General features: G+C 53.4%; 20 protein-coding genes. 13 read left to right on the forward strand and 7 right to left on the reverse strand.

The features are described 5' to 3' along the window. Positions 1–3: 3 nt before the first annotated feature. The 6 genes from PHE17_RS16230 to rluD form a co-directional block, all read right to left on the reverse strand. Positions 4–1185, reverse strand: coding sequence for an O-antigen ligase family protein (locus tag PHE17_RS16230; RefSeq protein WP_301016948.1), 1182 nt, complete (start codon positions 1183–1185; stop codon positions 4–6). 4 nt (positions 1186–1189) lie between these two features. Next, positions 1190–2257 (reverse strand): glycosyltransferase, encoded by a 1068-nt coding sequence (locus tag PHE17_RS16235; protein ID WP_301016949.1) that lies wholly within the window; start codon positions 2255–2257, stop codon positions 1190–1192. 12 nt (positions 2258–2269) lie between these two features. Then, positions 2270–4012: a hypothetical protein gene (locus tag PHE17_RS16240; RefSeq protein WP_301016950.1), complete on the reverse strand. Its 1743-nt coding sequence runs from the start codon at positions 4010–4012 to the stop codon at positions 2270–2272. A gap of 24 nt (positions 4013–4036) precedes the next feature. Beyond that, on the reverse strand, positions 4037–5587 hold the full coding sequence (locus PHE17_RS16245; RefSeq protein ID WP_301016951.1) for an EAL domain-containing protein: 1551 nt from the start codon (positions 5585–5587) through the stop codon (positions 4037–4039). A 110-nt stretch (positions 5588–5697) separates the two neighbouring features. Then, positions 5698–7368: a hypothetical protein gene (locus PHE17_RS16250; RefSeq protein WP_301016952.1), complete on the reverse strand. Its 1671-nt coding sequence runs from the start codon at positions 7366–7368 to the stop codon at positions 5698–5700. Between the two features lie 131 nt (positions 7369–7499). Next, positions 7500–8453, reverse strand: coding sequence for a 23S rRNA pseudouridine(1911/1915/1917) synthase RluD (rluD, locus tag PHE17_RS16255; protein WP_301016953.1), 954 nt, complete (start codon positions 8451–8453; stop codon positions 7500–7502). A gap of 63 nt (positions 8454–8516) precedes the next feature. On the opposite strand from rluD, the gene PHE17_RS16260 reads away from it, so the two are divergent. The 8 genes from PHE17_RS16260 to PHE17_RS16295 all read left to right on the forward strand — a co-directional run bounded on the left by PHE17_RS16260 (position 8517) and on the right by PHE17_RS16295 (position 15091). Beyond that, positions 8517–9329, forward strand: a complete 813-nt coding sequence (locus PHE17_RS16260; protein ID WP_301016954.1) for an outer membrane protein assembly factor BamD — start codon at positions 8517–8519, stop codon at positions 9327–9329. A 135-nt stretch (positions 9330–9464) separates the two neighbouring features. Then, positions 9465–10082: an outer membrane beta-barrel protein gene (locus PHE17_RS16265; RefSeq protein ID WP_301016955.1), complete on the forward strand. Its 618-nt coding sequence runs from the start codon at positions 9465–9467 to the stop codon at positions 10080–10082. A gap of 47 nt (positions 10083–10129) precedes the next feature. Next, positions 10130–10816, forward strand: a complete 687-nt coding sequence (locus PHE17_RS16270) for an outer membrane beta-barrel protein (RefSeq protein WP_301016956.1) — start codon at positions 10130–10132, stop codon at positions 10814–10816. Positions 10817–10837: 21 nt separating this feature from the next. Then, the gene (locus PHE17_RS16275; protein WP_301016957.1) at positions 10838–11455 is read left to right on the forward strand and encodes an outer membrane beta-barrel protein; all 618 of its coding nucleotides are present in this window, start codon (positions 10838–10840) and stop codon (positions 11453–11455) included. An 88-nt stretch (positions 11456–11543) separates the two neighbouring features. Next, positions 11544–12242, forward strand: a complete 699-nt coding sequence (gene rpe / locus PHE17_RS16280) for a ribulose-phosphate 3-epimerase (RefSeq protein ID WP_301016958.1) — start codon at positions 11544–11546, stop codon at positions 12240–12242. 6 nt (positions 12243–12248) lie between these two features. Next, the gene (locus tag PHE17_RS16285; RefSeq protein ID WP_301016959.1) at positions 12249–12923 is read left to right on the forward strand and encodes a phosphoglycolate phosphatase; all 675 of its coding nucleotides are present in this window, start codon (positions 12249–12251) and stop codon (positions 12921–12923) included. A gap of 90 nt (positions 12924–13013) precedes the next feature. Further along, a complete protein-coding gene (gene trpE, locus PHE17_RS16290) occupies positions 13014–14495 on the forward strand; it encodes an anthranilate synthase component I (protein ID WP_301016960.1) in 1482 nt (493 codons plus the stop codon). 11 nt (positions 14496–14506) lie between these two features. Further along, positions 14507–15091: an aminodeoxychorismate/anthranilate synthase component II gene (locus PHE17_RS16295; protein WP_301016961.1), complete on the forward strand. Its 585-nt coding sequence runs from the start codon at positions 14507–14509 to the stop codon at positions 15089–15091. Positions 15092–15112: 21 nt separating this feature from the next. Here PHE17_RS16295 and PHE17_RS16300 read toward each other — a convergent pair whose 3' ends face one another. Next, positions 15113–16177, reverse strand: a complete 1065-nt coding sequence (locus PHE17_RS16300; protein ID WP_301016962.1) for an OmpA family protein — start codon at positions 16175–16177, stop codon at positions 15113–15115. Positions 16178–16341: 164 nt separating this feature from the next. Here PHE17_RS16300 and PHE17_RS16305 point away from each other — a divergent pair, with 164 nt between their 5' ends. From PHE17_RS16305 to PHE17_RS16325, 5 genes are read left to right on the forward strand one after another with little or no spacing between them, the layout of a single operon-like run. After that, positions 16342–16761, forward strand: a complete 420-nt coding sequence (locus PHE17_RS16305) for an RDD family protein (protein WP_301016963.1) — start codon at positions 16342–16344, stop codon at positions 16759–16761. 40 nt (positions 16762–16801) lie between these two features. Then, positions 16802–18286: a leucyl aminopeptidase gene (locus PHE17_RS16310; protein ID WP_301016964.1), complete on the forward strand. Its 1485-nt coding sequence runs from the start codon at positions 16802–16804 to the stop codon at positions 18284–18286. After that, positions 18283–18711, forward strand: a complete 429-nt coding sequence (locus PHE17_RS16315) for a DNA polymerase III subunit chi (protein ID WP_301016965.1) — start codon at positions 18283–18285, stop codon at positions 18709–18711. Before PHE17_RS16310 ends, PHE17_RS16315 begins: the two co-directional genes overlap by 4 nt. 16 nt (positions 18712–18727) lie before the next feature. Beyond that, positions 18728–19060 carry a hypothetical protein gene (locus tag PHE17_RS16320; protein ID WP_301016966.1) on the forward strand — a complete coding sequence of 111 codons (333 nt, stop codon included), beginning with the start codon at positions 18728–18730 and terminating at the stop codon, positions 19058–19060. Between the two features lie 53 nt (positions 19061–19113). Beyond that, entirely contained in the window at positions 19114–21984 is a 2871-nt protein-coding gene (locus PHE17_RS16325; RefSeq protein ID WP_301016967.1) for a valine--tRNA ligase, read from the forward strand. Positions 21985–22111: the final 127 nt, after the last annotated feature.

Raw genomic sequence — 22111 nt, forward strand, 5'->3', positions numbered from 1 at the left:
CTTTTAACTTAGCGGCCTTATATTCGCGTTATTTTTAATATAAAAGCTCAACACCACCAGCGCGTAGGAAAACCAGATATGCATCCTGTCCTGCAATGTGAGTGATAACTGCCCAATTGCCACAATCAGCAACATGGACAGCATCAAAATCCGGTTATCACCCGGCAATCGCCATGCATAAGCAAAGGCAATCCCGATCACCGTCAGGTAAAGGCATACACCGACAATCCCTTGCTCGGCAGTTATCGCGACATAACTGTTATGCGCCGTATAATCAACATGGTAAGGGTTAATGATGCGCCTGAAAGAACCCAAACCATGCCCGACCAGCGGACTTTCTTCCCATTCTTCGTAGGCATTTGCCCATACTACACGGCGCTCATTCAATGTACCGCTGGAAATCTCTTTGCCGGTTGAGAAAATGCGCTCAATGGTCTTCTGTGGAATCACATTGGCAATCCCAATCAGTGCCACCACTACCACCAAGACACTGGCAGCTTTACCAATCAAACCGGAACGCAAGATCACTGGCACAAAACCAAGCAGGCCAATCAGCATTAGGATCGCGCCGGTACGTGACCCGGTAATCAGGATCGTAAACAACGCCGCAGGAATATATGCCAAGCCCAACAAACGTAACACCCGCGCCTTAGCGTGTACCAACAAATAGATCCCCAGCGGCAGGATCATCGCCAATTTAACCGCCACCTCATTGGCATCAAACCCCTCTATCTCATGCCGCACCGTATTGCCCGTCACCTGATAATCTTTAACCATCAGGTAAATCAGCCAAAACGAACCCAGTACCAGTGCCACATACAAGTGCTCGACATCGGCCTCGGTTCTGGCAAGCTGAAAAACCAAAAAAGTGATCATCAAAGCATACAGATTACTTTTGAGTGCCTGCCCAGCGCTAACCGCTTGTACGATTTCATACGGAACCGGCATTTCTGACCACGTAAAAGACAGCACCACCCACGCCATGTGCAACAAAACCATGATGTGGAACCCCGGTACAACGTGCAGACTGCTGCCGGTAACAATCAGGATCAAGGTCAAGCCAAACGTCATTAACCCGGCAATTTTCACCAGTGACATGCCAGCAACCTCCGCCACACCATCGGTTGGCAGCGCTAACACCAACACCAGCATGAAAAAGACCGCGATGTACCTGACCGTATTCATGGCATCACACGTCCAACCATCGTTCTGCCACCTGCGCAATATCCAAAGCGGCAACCGAAGGGCTGGCCTCTTGGCGGAAACAAGCCTGCACCGCCTCATCCAAACATACCCGGTCAATGGCTTCCGACAGTGCTGGGCTATCAGCCACCGGAACCAGCAAACCGTTTTCGCCGTGCCGGACGATTTCACGCGGCCCGGTTTCACAATCCGTCGCAATAATGGGGCAACCCAAACCGAGCGCCTCCAGCAAAATCACCGGAAAACCTTCGTGCTGGCTAGAAAGCACCAAACACTGGGCTTTGGCAATATAGGGGTAAGGGTTGGGCATGAAGCCGGGCAAGCGCACCTGCTGCCCCAACCCCAATTCTTTCACCTGCCGTTCCAGCGCAGGACGCTCTTTACCCTCGCCCAAAATGAGCAACTGATGGCTATGGCGGGCTTGTGACTGTGCATAAGCATCAATCAAATTCGCGAAATCCTTTTCCGGGCAAAGCCGTCCTGCCGCCACGATATACTGCCCGTCAAGGCGTATCGCCGGATGCTCCTCCGCCAGATTACGGATACGGGTGAGGTTCACCGGGTTATACAGGTATCCCAAATTCTGTAACCCAAGGCGTTCCTGAAAAATGCGCATCCCATCCTTAGAAACCGCCACCACTTTCTTTGCCCGTGGAAACAGCCACTTGGCGAACAGCCAGTCTACCGATGAAAAATTCCGGGCAGGGTTACAATGGTTGGCGGCGATGGTTTTGCGGCTGGCAAGGATGGCAGGAAAACTGGCGTGTTCCATTACCCCGATAATCGTGTCGAATTGCTTCCTTCTGAAAATGCCATGAAGCTGCCAAGCACGTTCGAGAAAGTTAAACGCCCTCGGCACAAAACCCTGTTTTGAAGGGCTGCGCATGTCGACCAACTCCCCAGCATACGGGTAATACATGCGGCTGGTATCGAACAGGATCAAGGTTACGTCATGCTGCTTGGCAAACTGGAAAGACAGGTCAGAAACCACTTTTTCCGCCCCACCCATGCCCAGCGAATACACCACTAAAGCAATTTTCTTACGCAGCGTCATGACTTAGCCTCCTCATGAATCCATCCACAAAAAGGCCAACGGCAGCGATACCATCAATAAATGGCGCTTCTTGATCCCAACCTGTTTAAAAAAAGGCGGTTGCCACTGGCTAAACTGTTCTAACCAACGGTCTAGCCATCCCAAACGGCGATGCACATACAGGGCATCTGACACGGACACCGTTGAACTGACCCCAAAGGTATGCACCCCATTCATGTCATGTTTACCTTCCGGCAAGCAATAGCCAACGATGTCTTCTTGATAATCCGTCGTGTCCCATTGGCGGATCAAGTTAAGGTTCAAACCACGCCCATAAGCGCCAGCACAATTCTGTGCGGGGCGATATAAATAGCCATTTTCTTCAATAATACTGCCTGCGGGGCGGGCATTAGCCGCTTGCGTCACGATAGGGTTTTGCGGATGGGGCTGCCACTGCGTCGTGAACGGGGTATCCGCATAAAACAGGTATAACGCCTCATTGGGCAAACATTTTTCATGGTGGCGCATACTGGTAAACATCCACCATAGCCCCTGATGTTCAAACAAGGTGGTATCATAAGCTTCCACATTGCCCATCAAAATTTTTTCAAATACCCAACGGTGCGGGAATTCCTCACAACGGTATAACTCAATGCTGTGGTTGGCGGCAGTTTCAGGGATCATGTAATATTGCCCCTGATGCTTGAAAATAAAAGGGTATGACAAGTGATAAGGGCGTTCCAGCACCTTCACTGGTTCAGTATGGCTACCATCAGGGTTCAATTTGATGTAGGATAAATGCCCTACACCCCGCGCATACACCAATTCCTCGAAAAAGATGTAGTTCTCATTGGCGTGTTCCACCACAAAAGGGTCAGCCCAGAAACGGTCACGCGGCGGCATCAACTTGCGGAAATGTACCAACACCGAAGCATCGCTGACACACTGGCGCTCTCCCAGCAACAATACCCATTGCTCGGCACGGAACATCGACTTGTAAAGTTTAATCATGAAATTGAGGGGATAACGCCCCAATACCCGCAACACCATCCAAACACTGGCGGGGACATCGGCGTATGCCTGTGCCAATGGAAAATGGGTGGCACGCACCTGCGCATTACGCACAAACCGGCTTTCGCCAAGTTGCATCAATTCCTGCACACGTTGCGGCATAAAATCCGCCATTTTCCACAAAGTACGTTCCATGCTACGGCTAATGGAAAGCCGATCGGTGCTGGTAGTGGCATAGAACAGCCATTCTGGCATTCCACTGCCACTCACTACCCGTTCCAAGCCACAAACAATTTCAGGTTGCTTGCCGATATACTCGCGTACCCCGACCTGACTGTCCCGCAATACTGCCGGATTGCCGTAAAAGTGCCGCCAGACACCGTATTTTGCCCATGCCAGCATCTCAGCTAATGGGGCTTGCCCAGTCAGGTCAAGCGCCACATCCACCGATGTATCCATTAATAATTGCTGGTAACGCGGGCTACCTGCATCGCAAACTGTGATGTCCCCCAAAATATCCAACACACTTTGCTGCCTGAGTGCGGTAACGGGGCACTGAAATACCCGCGCGTCAAACCAACGCAAACCATTTAACAAGTACTGGCTTAAGCCCTGAAAAAACGAGGGGATTTCAGGTTGACGAAAAATAAGCGCCGTAACCGACACACCCGTTACTGCCAACAGGCGTTCAAGCATCAAATGCTGCCATGCCGAAACGTATTCGCCATCAACGACTAGGGCAACCTTGAACTCGTTAACTGACATACCACACCCACTTATTATCATTAATTATTGATGTCTGACGATGCTGCCTTGTATGTAGGAGGCAGACGTAGCGCAAACCAAGCTCAAGGCTGCGGCCTCATTGACACCACTGACAATCACCTTGCTGCCGGTTTCACTCAACTGGTGGACTAGCTTGTGTAAACGCCGTGCATCCTCGGTATTAACCCCTGCGTTGGCAGCCAGTGCCGGAACTAAGCGCACAAAAGCAGGTTTCACCACGCGGATGAACGCCAACAAGCGGGCATCTTCCACCACATTGTCAATTCCCAGATGCACCTTAGCAGCACGCAACCACTTCGCCACCCGACTAAAGTGCCTGATGTCTGCAACGCAATCCTGATACTGGACACCGATCACAATTTGTCGGGCGACTTCCGGGGCAGCCACCAGTAAACCAAGCAAACGTTTGCACCAGTCCCCATTATCAAAAATCCCCTTGCCAACAGACACAAAAATCAGATGACCGGGAGCATCAGCTTTACGGGACGACAAACGCAAAAGGGTCTGCCCCAAATTCCAGTAATCCAAACGGAAACGCGCCACCTCATTACGCAGTTGCAACACCAAGCTGTCATAGCCAAGCTGTTCCCCGCCCGATGCATGGAATTCTGGCTCCGCGAAGTACATCAGCGGCAATTTTTCACGGAGTTTAATACTCGGCAAGAAAACCGCTTGTATCTGAGCCAGCGGCGGTTCCCGCGTTGGCGGGGTCGGGGAAGATTGTGGTTGTGCGGTTGGCGCAGGAATGTTCTCAAAAGATTGGCTAGCTTTATCCCACGGGTTCTCTTTGACCCTTGGAATGGGCGTGGCACGCGCCTGTTTTTCCAGCGGATGCACATGCAATTGGTAGCAGCGCTTGCCCTTCAACACTGCCGGGATGAAACGGATTTCCGCCCGCATCTTCCCGCCATCCCACAACAGCAAGGTTGTCAATAAGCGGTTGGAAGGCTTGCTACCCACATCGGTGGCCTTGCCCAATGCCTCAAACACTTTGCGTTCTTCCGCATCTACCAATTGCGCCACGGGTATTATCCGCAATTCGGCAACCGACCCAAACCCAAACAGCGTGAGGTAAGCATTATTGGCGTAAAGGTGCGCTCCTTGGGAAACATAGGCTATCGCTTCCCACGAATAATCCACTAACCAATGGCAGCGTAATTCGGCAATCCCCAATAAGTGTTTACTTTGGCGGAACTCGTGTTTAAGCAGGGAGTAATGCAATAGAAAGTCGACATACTGCCCGAAATATTCCACATCATTGAGCGGTAAAATGCATGATTCCACACCCGCCGAACCCGTGGCTAAACCTTGCCATGCTTCGGGGGAAACCCATACCAACAAAGTATCGGGTGAATAACGTTGCAGCGATTCAAGTAAGGCGGCAGAACGCTCTGTCCGAATGTGCGGACAAAACAACAAATGGGGTTTGTGTTCAACCAAAACCGGCGTCAATTGCTGCATGGAAGCAACCCGCACCAATTCCAATAAGGCCCCGGAACTGCGCAAAGCCGCCTCCAACGTGGCAACCATTTCCGCGTCCCGATCAACAACCACACAATGTATCTTCTGCTTTCTCATGCTTTAGAAGATACGCACCCACCCGCGACAAGCCTACAGAAAGCCCGATGACCGATCGCTAGTGGTGGACAAACTGCTTAACCCGCCTACAACGACTGCCATAAAGAGGTAAAGTCATCTTCTTCCTCGTCCAGTGCCTTTTCTGCCAAGGTGGTAAAGCGGAAATACGCAAACGCGCCCAAACACTCATCCAACAGGATCAGCCTCACCCGTTCCTCACGCTCAGCGAACTCCAGACAAATCTCATCCCCCGGCTGGAAAATATAAGCAGGCAACACCAACGCCGGATCAGGGCGTATCCCCACAATACTGGGCAACATCAAGCCATCCACGGGCAATTTCTGGCGCAAGGTACGGTTAATCACCTGCTTTACGGTCAGCACCATCGCCTTGGTCGACAACAATTCCACCCCGCAGCACAAGCCGGTTTCGCGCACAAACTCCATCCACTTAATGACGCCAATCATCCACACCGAAGTATCATTGGTCAGGTCACGTAATGCGACGATTTCTCCGACCCGCGCCCCGGACTCTTCCTTGCCTTCCCAACACAAACCGTAACCACCCACACTGCTATTGAGTACTTTCCACGTCTGGATGCGAGCGCCTTCGGCCTCCTTGACTTGCGGGGCAATCACCGCCCTGCGCACTTCCTCTTCCGAGCCGTAATCCCCCGACACGAACACGTTGAACAACATATCCTCTTCTTCGGTGCTGACGCCTGCATCCTGCTTTTGCAGATCACGGACAACGGGTAACACGTCCATCATGCGTGTCACCATGCCAATCTTTTCCTTTTTCGGGAAACGGTTAAAGCTGCGGTTACGCACCGCCGTCAGGTGGAAAATAACCCGTTTCGCCAGATTGCGGCTCAAACCACTCTGCAACACCAAGGTCGCGGCATTGCCATTTTCTAATTTGCGAATATCAGCATCCATCATTGCCAGCAATCCATTCAGGTTCAGCACCCGCACGGTCGGGGAATGTGGCAAATCGCTGGATGGCATCAAAACCGCTGGTTCATCGCTGTTGAGCATCGCGGCATGGACATTGCCCCCCACTAAACCTTCCGCATCACTCGAAATCGTCACCAAGGGCGTATGGCGGATAAAATAATGCATCACCCGCTCCACTTCCCCTTGGCGCAAGCTGTACGGTTTCGCTAATGCCAACAGGTTCATCTGGATGTAACGCGCCTCAATGGTCGGCGCACCGGGGTTGGCATCGCGCAACTTGGCCTTATCAATCCCGTGTTCCGCTGCCAACAAATACAAGTGATGAATATCGTGCCAGAGCGTTTCGCGGCTTTGCGCATACACCGAATAGGTCAGCAGCAGCACTTTACCCATGTAATCAATCGCGTGGTAAATCGCCTGCTGCAACTGCTTCTTCGTGCCTTCTTTCTTGGTGAGGATGTCCAACGCCGCCACTTGCCACGAGCCAGCAAACTCCAGCATCAACGATTGGGTCAATTCAAAAATCTTTTGGCTTTTTTGCGATAGGGGGAACGCGCGGGCAACCAGATGGCGTTGCAGGTTTTCCAGTGCCATTGCCATCACTGGACTCAACATCTCGCTGATTGCCAAACGGGTCTGCGGGAGCACCGCCCGGCGGTTCAAATCAATCAGCCCATGAAAAATGCGCCGGGTCGTTTCGCCGGGGTCAGCTTGTGGCAATGCTGCCACCCATTCACGCGCCTTGCTTTCAGAAAAGGGAATAAACCGTTGGTTGGAAACCGATGCTTCTGCTGTCGCCATAGCTCAGATACGTCCATTATTATTTTTACATGCTTAGGGTTGGCTAGAGTGTAGCAGTATCTTGGCGTTGAAACGACCGGCAGGCGACAACCGCGCTGTTCCTGTATTGAAGAACAGCGCACTGTTTTCAATCAGGGAGCTTGCTCAGAACGCAGCACCACGAGCAACTCCGCCATATCTGCCGGAACGGACGCTTCCCACTGCATGTGTTCGCCCGTTGCCGGATGAGTCAAGCCCAAGCGGGTGGCGTGCAATGCCTGACGCGGGAACGCTTGCACCGCCGCCCGCAGTTCCTCACTTGACCCGGCAGGCACACGTGGACGCCCGCCATACACCTGATCACCGACAATCGCCATGTGCTTCCAACTTAGGTGCACACGGATTTGATGGGTACGACCAGTTTCCAACGCGACCCGCAACAAGGTGTGGTGGGAAAAACGTTCTTCCACACGGTAATGGGTAATCGCTTCCTTGCCGCCCTCAGTGACAGCCTGACGCTTGCGGTCGAGCGGATGCCGCCCGATATTGGCTTCAATGGTGGAACCCGCAATCACTTTGCCATGCACCAAGGCCAAATATTCACGGCTGACATCACGCACTTGCAGCGCTTCAACCAAGACGGTGTGCGCTTCCAAGGTTTTTGCGACCACCATCAGCCCGGTAGTATCCTTGTCGAGACGGTGAACAATCCCCGCACGCGGCAACATTTCCAGTTGCGGATTGTGGTGCAGCAAGGCGTTGACCAAGGTTCCCGACCAATTACCTGCTGCCGGGTGGACAACCAAACCCGCAGGCTTGTTGATGATCATGATGGCATCATCTTCGTACACAATGTCGAGGGGAATGTCTTCCGCATCGAATTCTGTTTGCGGTTCGAGTACCGCATTGATTATGATCTCTTGACCGCCGGTTAAGCGCTCCTTGGGTTTGAAGATTTTATCATCGACCCGAACATACCCCGATTTGATCCATTTCTGGAGTTGGCTACGGGAATACTGGGGGAACAGGCTGGCGACGACCTGATCGAGACGCTGACCATCCATTGCTGGTGGTACTTTACTGACGAACTGTTGGTTTTGGAGCATTCTTAATCCGGTTAAATACGCTATACTTCGAAACTCATTCTATCATCATGTGTTGTTAAGCAAATGTCGATAACCACAAAAAGATTCAAAGCTGGCATCTACCTAACAGGTATGCTGGCACTGACGGTCAGTTTCAGCGGGTGCTCGGTCTTCTCCCAAGCGACTTCCATCTTCTCGCAAACGGAAAAAGACCCAACCGAGGGCTGGTCTGCCAACAAGATTTACGGGACGGCGAAAGAAGCGCTGAATGGCGGTGACTACGAACGTGCAGTCACCCTATACGAGTCGCTGGAAGCCCGCTACCCGCTAGGTCGCTTTGCCCAACAGGCACAACTGGAAAAAGCCTATGCGTACTATAAGTATGACGAGGCTGATTCTGCACTGGATGCGATTGACCGCTTCCTGCGCATGAATCCCGGCAGCGAGGACGTGGATTACGCCTTGTACCTGCGTGGATTGGTGAACTTCAACCGAGGCAGCAGCATCGTCGATAAGGTTTTCCCACGCAGTATTGCTGACTTGGATACCGTGCGGCAGAAAGAGTCTTTCCAAGACTTTTCCCACCTGCTGACCCGTTACCCAGACAGCAAATACGCCCCGGATGCTACCGAGCGTGTCCAACACCTTCGTAATAGCCTTGCCCAATCCGAAGTGAACGTGGCGAACTATTACATGATGCGTGGCGCATGGCTGGCAGCATTTAACCGTGCGGAATACGCCATCAAGCACTATCAAGGTTCCCCAGCAGTCATTGATGCACTGGAAATTAAAGTCCGTGCCGCTAACAAGCTGGGTAAGCCAGATTTGGCAGCCGACAGCCTGCGGGTACTGGAATTGAATTTCCCGCAACGGGCAGCCGCACTGAAATTGAAATAATGCCGATAAAACAGGCGGAAAGGGCAAAAAAATAGCGCCCTTTGCCGCCTGTCGGATCGTCCTTACGATCCCTAACAAATTCCCTATATCATAAAGCTAGCTGAGACCCACATTACAATAATCATTAGGGGCTTTATGAAAACCATTATTTCCACAGCAGCCAACTTAGCAGCGCTGCTCACTTTGTCGCTAACTGGCGCAGCACACGCGGCAGGAACGTCATCCAAACCCTTTTCCCCGCTAACTCCCATGAAATCATCGCAACAAGCCGAAAACTATCTCGGCGGCAGTGTGGGCAAAACCACAGCGGATGGATTCTGCAATACCCTGCAAAACTGTGACGCAGACGGAAAAAGCTGGAAGCTGTTCGGCGGGGTACGCATGAATGACAACATTGTGCTGGAAGGCGGCTACGTCGACCTCGGCAAACAGCAAGGCCAAGACGCTAATGGCGCTGTTTCACAAAAGACGACAGCTATCACTGCCGCAGGTTTGGCAACCTTCCCCATGAATGAACAGATTGAAGTGTTCGGCAAGGCCGGTGTTGCGCGTTGGAGCGACACATACACCGACAGCAGCGGCAAAACAGACAGTAAGGGCACGGATGTTTTGGTCGGCGCGGGGGCAAATTACGATCTGGGCGACAATATGGGTGTCCGGGCAGAATGGGAACGCTTCAAAGACGTAGGCAGTGCCGCACATAAGGGCGATGTGGACTTGCTGAGCGTGGGGGTTACTTTTTCTTCACTATAAAAAATCCCCCGACGGGTAAAGGGGGCAATCATGACGAGGGGCTTGCTATGAAAACTTATCTTTCCTGCACATTCGCAGGCGTTGCACTGTGGGCGAGTGCTGCCCACGCGGGGGGCGGGATGGAAGGCTTTGGCGTACCATCCAACATGGACTTCTATGCTGGCGGCAGCGTCGGCACCGCATCGCAAGACGGCGCTTGCAATACACTGTCAGGTTCAACGGGCTGCACAGATTCCGGCACGGGTTACAAAGTCTTTGCAGGCGCACAATTAAAACCCAATGCCCCTGACGGCACGTTGCCCAAACTAGGGGTTGAGGGGGGTTACATCAAGTTTGGTGAAAGCTCTTCCGCAGGCGAACTTTTATCCGTCAGAGGCATCCCTATTGGCTCAAGTTCTGCAAAAAGTGATTTAACTGGCATTTACGCCGCTGGCACTGTATCAATGCCGGTAGCGCCACGGGTAGAAATACTCGGCAAAGCGGGTGTTATGCATTGGAGCCAAGAGAATAAAAGTACAGCGGTAATAGATGACGATCCAGAAGACGAGCGCAACCAATCCACCTCTTCATCCGAGAGTGGTTTCGGTGGGCTGCTAGGCGCAGGTGCTCAGTATAAAATTAATGACAACTTTTCTGTCCGGGGCGAGTACGAACGCGGCTTTGGTGTAGGCAAAGGCGCATCCAAAACCGAACCCAGCCTATTGAGCGTTGGCGCTGTATTTTCAACCTTATAACAATAAGAAAGGTAACATACCATGAAAAAAATAGGGTTTTTAGTGCTGTTACTGCCCCAAGCTAACATCACTTACGCCGACAATTACACCACAGCACCTTCTGGATTCATGAACGGCACAAAGCTCTACGTCGGGGGTAGCGTTGGGGTAAGCCAGCAAGGTGACACCTGCAACGACCCATTTTTTGAGGGTTCCTGCGATAACAAGGATACTGCTGTAAAAGTATTCGGCGGGGCACGGTTTGATCCCATGTGGGGCGCGGAAGTTGCCTACAACAAGCTCGGCAAAACCAGCAAAAATGGCACGATTGGCAGCACACCTGCCAGTATAAACAATACGTTAAGTGGTATCAGCGCCAGCGGCGTGGGCTATTTGCCCGTTGCGCCACAAATTGAAGCCTTCGGTAAAGCCGGGGCGATGTTCTGGAACCGTGAAACCAGCCAAACAGCGGGCGGAACCAGCACCTCCAGCAAAGCGGATGGAACCAGCCCATTACTGGGCGCTGGGGCGCAATACCAACTGAACGACAACCTGCATTTACGCGGGGAATGGGAACACATGTTCAACGTCGGCTCTGATTCCGCCTATGAAACTGACGCTGACCAATACTCAGTCGGGCTGCTGTATTCCACCCTGTAAGCCTATCTCCCCCGGAAGGGCTGTATTGGTGCACCCTTTGCGGTAGAGTTGTGGCGTTTTTGATTGCCACGCATGAGGAGAAGGTTTAATGGCACGTCAAGCTGATTTCATCGCACCATCCATTTTGTCCGCTGACTTTGCCCGCTTGGGTGAAGAAGTGGTTAACGTCCTGACCTCCGGGGCAGACATTGTGCATTTCGACGTAATGGATAACCACTACGTCCCCAACCTGACCATTGGCCCCTTGGTCTGCGAAGCCCTGCGCAAGCACGGCGTAACCGCGCCAATTGATGTGCACCTGATGGTCAAGCCAGTCGACCGCATCATTCCTGACTTTGCCAAAGCGGGCGCGACTTTCATCACGTTCCACCCGGAATCTTCCGAACACGTTGACCGTACCCTGCAACTGATCCGCAACGAAGGCTGCAAAGCTGGCTTGGTATTCAACCCAGCCACCCCGTTGTCAGTGCTGGAATACGTGATGGACAAAGTGGACATGATCCTGCTGATGTCCGTCAACCCTGGCTTCGGCGGTCAAAGCTTTATCCCTGCCACCTTGGGCAAACTGCGCCAAGCCCGCAAGATGATTGACGATTCCGGTTTTGACATCCGTTTGGAAATCGACGGCGGCGTAAAACCGGGCAATATCCGCGAAATCAAGGAAGCAGGCGCAGATGCGTTCGTTGCTGGCTCTGCGATTTTCAACGTTGCCAACAAAGCTGACCCGAACCATTACAACAGCATCATTGCTGAATTCCGTAAAGAATTGGCGGCAGCAAAGGTCTAAACACGCATGTTCAATCCCAAAATGGTATTGATCGACGTGGACGGGACGCTGGTTGACAGCGTTCCCGACCTTGCGTTTTGCGTCGATGAAATGATGAAGCAACTGGATATGCCAGTACGTGGTGAAGCAGCGGTGCGCCAGTGGGTTGGGAATGGTGTGCAACGCCTGACCGAACGCGCCCTGACCAACGATCTGGATGGCTACCCGGACGCCGAGTTGTTTGCCCGCGCCATGCCGATTTTCATGGAACTGTATGCGGAAAATACTTCCAAACGCAGCCGTTTGTACGATGGCGTAGTGGAAGGATTGGATTTCCTGCAAAGTTGTAAGGGGCTGAAACTCGGTTGTGTGACCAACAAGGCCGAACAATTCACCCTGCCATTACTGAAAGATTTGGGCATTTTTGACCGTTTCGAGATCATCGTCAGTGGCGATACCTTGCCGGAAAAGAAGCCTCACCCACTGCCCCTGCTCCACGCTGCTGAAAAGCTGGGTGTAAAGCCCGAAGATGCGGTAATGATTGGCGATTCCAAGTCTGATGTGAAAGCTGCCCGCGCTGCTGATTTCCAGATTATCTGCATGACCTACGGCTATAATCACGGCGAAGATATTCGCAACTATCATCCTGATGCTGTGATAGACTCCATGACCGAATTAAACAACCTGATCAACTGCGCATGATGAAACACTTTCCGACTAAAACGTGGCGATGGCGTTCCTGCTGATACCCTGCTGGAAGTGTTTCGTTGACCGTTTTATTTGGAAGTTCTCATGAATCAGGACATCTTTGATACCTATATCGCCCAAGGCTACAACCGCGTTCCTGTCCGCCGTACCATACTGGCAGACCTTGATACCCCGTTAAGTGCCTACCTCAAACTCGCTGACGCGCCCTACTCCTACCTGTTCGAGTCCGTACAGGGCGGGGAAAAATGGGGTCGTTATTCCATGCTCGGCCTGCCTGCGCAAACCATCATCAAGGTATTTGGCTTGCATGTGGAAGTGCATCGCGCCCACCAACCTGTGGAAACCGTTGACGTAGCTGATCCGCTGGCATGGATTACTGAATTTCAGCAGCAATACAACGTACCCGACATCGAAGACTTGCCACGCTTTAACGGTGGGTTAGTCGGCTATTTCGGCTACGAAACCATCCGCTACATCGAGAAAAAGCTCGCCAACGGGCGCGATAAGCCTGACCCGATCGGCACACCCGACATCGTGCTAATGGTGTCGGATGAAGTGGTGGTATTCGACAATTTGCGCGGTGAATTGCACCTGATCGTTTTGGCAGAAGCCAACGGTTTCAAGCAATCCCAGCAACGCCTTGATGCACTCGAACGCCAGTTGCAAGAAGCCCGCCGCCTCTACCAACCCGCGCCCAAAGCGACACAGGTAGAAGAAAGCGATTTCATTTCCGGCTTCACCGAAGACGGTTTCAAGCAAGCGGTGTTGGATGCCAAGGAATACATCAAAGCAGGCGACATTATGCAAGTGGTGCTCTCACAGCGCATGAGCATCCCGTTTGCCGCGCCACCGCTGGACTTGTACCGTGCCTTGCGCCGCCTCAATCCGTCGCCGTACATGTATTTCCTGAATCTGGGTGATTTTCACATCGTCGGTTCCTCGCCGGAAATTCTGGTGCGCCTTGAAGACGACGTAATTACTGTGCGCCCGATTGCCGGAACGCGCCGTCGGGGTGACACCGAACAGCGTGATAAGGAACTCGAAACCGAACTCCTCAACGACCCGAAAGAACTGGCTGAACACTTGATGTTGATCGACCTTGGGCGCAACGATGCGGGGCGCGTCAGCGAAATCGGCTCGGTCAAACTCACCGACAAAATGATCGTGGAACGCTATTCCCACGTCATGCACATCGTCTCCAACGTCACCGGCAAACTGCTACCCGGTCTGGATGCGATGGACGTGTTACGCGCCACCTTCCCCGCAGGCACAGTCAGCGGTGCGCCGAAAATCCGTGCGATGGAAATCATCGACGAACTCGAACCTGTGAAGCGCGGCGTGTATTCGGGCGCAGTCGGCTATTTGGCCTGGAATGGCAATATGGATACCGCGATCGCCATCCGCACCGCCGTGATCAAGGATGATGTGCTGCATATCCAAGCGGGTGCAGGCATCGTTTACGACTCCGTGCCGCAATCGGAGTGGGATGAAACCATGAACAAAGGGCGTGCGGTGTTCCGTGCTGCCAGTGCGGCATTATCCGGCTTGAACGGCAAACATAAATAAGGAGGGTGAACATGAAATTGCTAATGGTCGACAACTACGATTCGTTCACCTACAACCTCGTGCAATACTTCGGCGAACTGGGTGCAGATGTGCAAGTCGTGCGCAACGACGAAATCCCCGTCGAAGCGATTGACGATATTGCGCCGGACAAAATCGTGCTATCACCAGGGCCTTGCACCCCGACGGAAGCAGGCATTTCCATCCCCACCCTGCTGCGTTTTGCGGGCAAAATCCCGATTCTGGGCGTATGCCTTGGGCATCAGTCCATCGGGCAAGCTTTCGGTGGCAAAATCATCCGCGCCAAAGAAATCATGCACGGCAAAATTTCCTTGGTACATCACAACGGCACAGGCGTTTTCACTGGCTTACCCAGCCCGTTTGAAGCCACCCGCTACCATTCGCTAGTGATCGAACAGGCCAGCATTCCCGACTGTCTGGAAATTACCGCGTGGACGGAAACGGCGGATGGCAAGCTGGATGAGATTATGGGTGTGAAACACAAAACGCTGCCTGTGGAAGGCGTGCAATTCCACCCCGAATCCATCCTCACCCAACACGGGCATGACATGCTGCGGAATTTTTTGGAGGGGAAATAATCCCCTCCCATTCCTTGCCAATTAGCGCTTGACGATTTCAACCCGGCGGTTTTTAGCGCGGCCTTCTTCGGCATCATTGCTGGCAACCGGAGCCGCCATCCCGACCCCTTGTGCGGTCAGGCGCTTGGCGTCAACGCCATAATCTTTGCCTAATGCCTGTACCACAGACTCTGCCCGCCGTTTCGACAGGTCGAGGTTGTAAGCAATTTCGCCTTGGTTATCGGTGTGCCCCGCCACCACCACATTAAGGGCGGTATCAGCTTGCAGCATTTTGGCGATTTCTTCTAACTGCGGTTTGGAATCAGGCTTGAGGTCGGCTTTGTCGTAGTCGAAATAAATGCCGTACAGCGCGATATGCCCATCCGTGCCAATGCCTTTGCCCATGTCTTCAGCAGGGACGACTGTCACCATACGTTGTTCCCGTGCCTTGCTTTCGGCAGCAGCCAAAACCACGATAGTGCGTCCATTTAATGCCTTGCAATAGAGGTCGTCTTTCAAGGTGTAAACCAACAGTGCCAAATGCACATCAGTCTTATCTTCGGTCGTGAGTTTCATAGAAGCATAGCGTTGGTTGGCGTGCCAACTGTTGAGGGCGCAATTGCCGTTGGTGAAATCCGGCTGCATCATTTGCGCATCGGGGTAAACCAGTTGCACCATGCCAGTATCATTGCCGCCGGAATCCGCGCCGTAGGTGAAATTACCGCCGCACTCCTCATCCTTGCACTCAAACAACACGCTGCCGCCCTTGCCTGTCAGCTCTTCCTGATAGTTTCGGATAACTTCCAGCGGGGTACGATCTGCCGGGGCAACATAAATCAAGCGGGTCAACTTGCCTTCCACATCCACTTTTTGCGGCGGCAGGTAGACGTGGTTGTTGTGGCTGTCGATTTTATCGGTCTTTTCCAGCTTGGAAGTCGGCAGGACAAACTCCTCAAATGCTTGCTGCCCCCGATCAACAATAAAAGAACCCTCGTAGCGCTTGAGGTAAAGCAAATCCTCCGTGCCCTTCAGGTCTTCCGTCGGAATGGTGGCATTTGCCATGGCTAAGGCTGGCAGCAACAAGCTGATTAACAACAAATTACGCATAATATTCCCTCGTTTTTCCGTATTCTATGGATGCATATGTGTCTGACCGACGCTTATTATAGGCGTGAAACCTTGCTACCTTAAGGACTTAACTCAACAAAAGCGTTTAAATCCGCTATCTGCTATAGTCGGCAACCTGTGTCCAATACAGCAAGGTATGGTCGATGAACCCCAAACAAACTGCCACTCTCCTCCGTCGCCTCGGTGCAATGATTTACGACACCGTGCTCGCGGGCTTTAGCATCGTCATCATCGCGGGCATCGTGTCGGTCAGTTTTACCGCACTGACAGGTATCAAACCACCTGCGGCATTGATGATTTTGGCATACGCCGCCATGACCTACGGTTTCTTTACGTGGTTCTGGACACACGGCGGACAAACGCTGGGAATGCGGGCGTGGAAATTGCGCGTCGTCACCCCAGATGGGCAACCCATCAACCAACAACAGGCAAGCACCCGCTTTGGTTGGGCAGTACTCAGCGCAGCCGCGTTAGGGATAGGCTTCCTTGTTTCCCTTATCGACTCCGAAAGGCTTACTTGGCATGACCGTTTTTCGCATACACGGCTGGTTCGTGTAAACTGAGCGGCTGTTTAAACACCAAAAACGACTGTAAGGATACCGCATGATCTACCACTTCGAGCCTTCCGCCAACGCTGCTACCCTACTCACCGACTGCGTGGTGGTGGGCATTTACAAAAGCAATAAGATGTCTGCTGCTGCCGCGCAATTGGACATCGCCAGCAATGGTGCAATCCATAGCCATTTGGCGCTCGGCGACTTTAACGGCGACAAAGGCCGCACCACCAGTATGCTCTACCAACTGGCTGGCATTACTGCCAAGCGCGTGTTGCTGGTTGGTATGGGCGAAAAAGACAAACTGACACTGGAAACCCTGACGCAAGTGACCCAAGCGGCAGTCAATGCGCTGAAAACCGCCAAGGTCAGCAATACCGTTTGCTTCCTCAGTGACGAAGCCAACACTGCATCCATCGAAGCCGCAGTGCGCCAATCCGTCACTGCCGTTGCCGATGCGCTTTACACCTTCAACACCTACAAAAGCAAAAAAGACGAAGCGCCATCGCTGGCAAGCTGGACAATTGCCCACACCCTCGCAGGCGATTTCAGCACTGCCACCAAACAAGGCGCAGCCATTGCCGAAGGGATGCAAATCAGCCGCGACCTCGCCAACAGCCCCGGCAACGTCTGCACACCCACGTATCTGGTGCGGGTTACGCAGGAATTGGCTGGTTCTTCCGACAAGCTCGACATCAGCGTGCTGGAAGAAAGTGATATGGAAGCCATCGGCATGGGCTCTTTCCTCTCGGTTTCCAAGGGCAGCATCGAACCGGGCAAGATGATTATCTTGCAATATCACGGCGGCGAAACCGGGGTAGCGCCATTGGTGTTGGTCGGCAAAGGCATCACCTTTGATACTGGCGGCATTTCCCTCAAGCCGGGCGCGGCAATGGATGAAATGAAATTCGACATGACTGGCGCTGCCAGCGTGATTGGCACAATGACCGCCTGCACTGCTATGGATTTACCCATTAACGTGATCGGTGTGATTGCAGCGGCGGAAAACATGCCCGGCAGTAAAGCCAGCAAACCCGGCGACATCGTGACCAGCATGTCCGGCAAGACCATCGAAATCCTCAACACCGACGCCGAAGGCCGCTTGGTATTGTGCGACGCGCTGACTTACGTGGAACGTTTCAACCCGTATGCGGTAATCGACATCGCCACCCTCACCGGGGCGTGCATCACCGCGCTGGGGCATCACACCTCCGGCTTGCTGAGCAACAATGACGGCTTGGCAGATGAAATTTTCAACGCAGGCAAACAAGCCGGTGATGAAGTGTGGCGCTTGCCGATGAATGACAAATACCAAGAGCAACTGAAAAGTAATTTCGCGGACATGGCGAATATCGGCGGCGCTCCGGGTGGCACAATCACTGCCGCTTGCTTCCTGTCGCGCTTTACCGAAAGCTACCCGTGGGCGCACCTCGACATCGCAGGTACGGCATGGCGTAGCGGTGCAGCGAAAGGTGCTACCGGACGCCCTGTTCCTTTGCTTTGCCAAATCCTGCTCAACCACGCGCACGTATGACCAAGATTGATTTTTATGTGGGAAAAACCAGTAGCTTGCAGGCACGCCTAAACTTGGCCTGCAAGCTGGTGGAAAAAGCGCACGTGCGTAAACTGTACACCTACATCCACACCGATGCCCCCACCACCAGCGCCCAACTGGATGATATGCTGTGGACATTCAATGACCTTGCGTTCATCCCGCACGCGCTGGTCGGCGCAAAAGATGCCGCCGCGCGGGTACTGATTGGGCATGATCATGAGCCGATGGAAAATTGCGGCTTCCTGATTAACCTGTCCAATGAAATCCCAAGCTTTTTCTCGCGTTTTGAGCGTTTGGCGGAAATTTTGGATCAGGAGGAACCCGTGTTGCTCGCTGGTCGCAAACGCTATCAGTTTTATCGGGATCGTGGTTATAATCTCGAATACCATCAACTTCAGATTTGAACACGATAAACGCCGCATGAGACAGGATTTCGATAAAACCATCCGTATACCCGTCATTACCGACCTAGTGCGTGCGGGCGATCCTGATGTTATCGAACAGAGCAAAAACCAACACGTCAAACAACAACGCCGTATCGCTTTCGAGCAACGCCTGAAAGACCGCATTGCCGAGCTGCAAGCCGCCACTGGGCAAGATGAATACGCTGGTTTGGGACGTGCCCACGCGATCCGCTCCGAAGCTAACTCCTCGACTCCCCGTGCATCCTCCCAACTCGATGCCGCGTTTGAAAAACACATCGACCAAGCCCGCGATGAACTCATCCGTGAGCTTTCTACCCTGCTAAAGTAAACATTTCGCGTTATAATGCCGCTCTTTTTCGTATTTAATGAAAGTAGCGGCACATGGATAAGACCTACCAACCTCAAGACATCGAACAACGCTGGTATCAGCACTGGGAACAAAGCGGCTATTTCGCCCCCAAAGGCGAAGGCAAGCCGTATTGCATCATGATCCCGCCGCCGAACGTCACCGGCACGCTGCACATGGGGCACGGTTTCAACCAGATGGTGATCGACACCCTGATCCGCTACCACCGCATGAAGGGCGACAAAACCCTCTACCAACCCGGCACTGACCACGCAGGTATCGCCACGCAAATGGTGGTGGAACGCCAATTGCTCGCGCAAGGTGTGACCCGCCACGATTTAGGCCGTGAAGCTTTCCTCGAAAAAGTCTGGGAGTGGAAAGGCCAATCCGGCGACACCATCAACCGCCAATTGCGCCGTTTGGGGACGACCCCCGACTGGTCACGCGAACGCTTTACGATGGACGAAGGCTTGTCGGAAGCAGTGCGCGAAGTGTTCGTGCGCCTGCATGAAGAAGGCTTGATCTATCGCGGCAAACGGCTGGTGAACTGGGATACCGTGCTGCACACCGCCGTTTCCGACCTTGAAGTCGTGTCTGAAGAAGAAAACGGCAATATGTGGCACTTCCGCTACCCGCTGGCGGATGCGGCGGGCAATGCCACTGACGAATTCCTCATCGTTGCGACGACACGCCCGGAAACCATGCTGGGTGACTCCGCCGTTGCCGTGAACCCGAAAGACGAGCGTTACCAGCATTTGATCGGCAAAAATGTAGTGCTGCCGCTGGTGGGACGGTTGATTCCGGTGGTGGGTGACGATTACGCTGACCCCGAAAAAGGCACGGGTTGCGTGAAGATTACTCCGGCGCACGATTTCAACGACTATCAGGTGGGCAAACGTCACAACCTGCCGCTGATCAATATTTTCACCATTGATGCCTGCATAAACGAGGTTTCACCCGAAAAGTATCAAGGGCTGGAACGCTTTGCGGCGCGTAAGCAAATCGTCGCGGACATGGATGCGCTCGGCTTGCTGGACAAAATCGAAGACCACAAACTGATGGTTCCGCGTGGCGACCGTTCCGGCACAGTGATTGAACCGTACCTGACGGATCAGTGGTACGTGGATTTGACCCGCGAGACGCTGGATGACGGACGACCCGGCGGCAAAACCGCGATTGCGCAACCGGCGATTGACGTGGTGGCGAGCGGCGAAGTGCGCTTCATTCCCGGCAACTGGGTGAACACCTACAACCATTGGATGAACAACCTCGACGACTGGTGTATTTCGCGCCAGTTGTGGTGGGGGCATCGCATTCCTGCGTGGTATGACGAGGCAGGCAATGTCTACGTGGCGCGTTCCGAAGATGACGTGCGCAGCAAATACAACCTGCCTGCCGACCTCGTGTTGCGTCAGGATGAGGACGTGCTAGATACGTGGTTCTCCTCCGCGCTGTGGCCGTTTTCGACGCTCGGCTGGCCGAATGTTGACGACGAAGCCCTGAAAGCCTTCTACCCCACGCAAATGCTGATGACCGGTTTCGACATCATCTTCTTCTGGGTGGCGCGGATGATCATGTTCGGCAAGAAATTCATGGGCGACGTGCCGTTCCGCGACGTGTACATCCACGGGCTGGTGAAGGATGCAGACGGGCAGAAAATGTCCAAATCCAAGGGCAACGTACTTGACCCGCTCGACATTATCGACGGCATCGACCTCGAAGCACTGGTGGCCAAACGCACCAGCGGCATGATGCAACCGCAACTCGCCGCGAAAATCGACAAAGCCACCCGCAAGCAATTCCCCGACGGCATTACCCCGCACGGCACGGATGCGCTGCGCATGACGTTTGCCTCGTTCGCCACCGCTGGGCGCGACATCCGCTTCGACATGCAACGGCTGGAAGGCTACCGCAATTTCTGCAACAAGCTGTGGAACGCGGCGCGTTACGTGCTGATGCAGTGCGAAAATCAAGATACGGGATTAGACGATGCCTCCGTATCCGTCGGGGCATCCGTAGGGGCGGTTCGCGAACCGCCCCTACCCGTGGAATTGTCAGCGGCGGATCGCTGGATCATTTCCTTGCTGCAACAGACCGAGGCTGAAGTTGCTGACCACATCGACAACTACCGCTTCGATCTTGCCGCCAAAGCGATGTACGAATTTGCGTGGCACGAATACTGCGACTGGTATCTGGAGCTGACCAAGCCGATTTTGGGCAAAGCCAACGACAACCAAGCTGCCAAACGTGGCACGCGCCGTACTTTGGTGCGAGTGCTGGAAGCGGCGTTGCGCCTAATGCACCCGATCATGCCATTCATCACCGAAGAAATCTGGCAGAACATCAAGGGCTTGGCAGGCGTATCCGGCGATTCCATCATGCTGCAACCCTACCCCGTCGCCGACACTGCGCTGGTTGATCAGGCAGCGCTGGCGGAAATCGAATGGGTGAAAGCCTTCATCATGGGCATCCGCCGCATCCGTTCCGAGATGGACATCAAGCCGGGGCAAGTGCTGGATGTGCTGCTGCAAAACTGGAGCGACACCGACAAGGCACTGTTCACCACCAGCGAAGCGTTTGCGCGGACGCTGGCGAAAGTCGGCAACGTGACCTGGCTGGAAGCTGGAGCGGATGCGCCGGAATCGGCTACTGCGCTGGTCGGCGAGATGCAAATCCTCATCCCGCTGGCGGGGCTGATCGACAAAGACGCAGAAATTGCGCGTCTGAGCAAAGAAATCGAGAAGCTGCAAAAGAACCTCGGCGGGCTGGAAGGTCGGCTGAATAATCCGGCGTTTGCGGACAAAGCTCCGGCAGCAGTGCTTGAACAGACGCGCAAGCAGGCGGATGAGCAGCGGGCGGCGTTGGGGCAGTTGGTGGGGCAGTTGGAGAAAATTAAAGCCCTGTGATGAGACTGTAAACTGAACTGTGTAACTGCTATATAACAGCGGACCCCCCGCAAGGAGCAGTCACATGGAAACCCTTGATCCCGTCCTGATGGATGAGCTTTTAACCGATTGCAAAACGCCCGCTGAT

It is taken from the genome of Thiothrix sp. (assembly GCF_028714775.1).
Classification (GTDB): domain Bacteria; phylum Pseudomonadota; class Gammaproteobacteria; order Thiotrichales; family Thiotrichaceae; genus Thiothrix.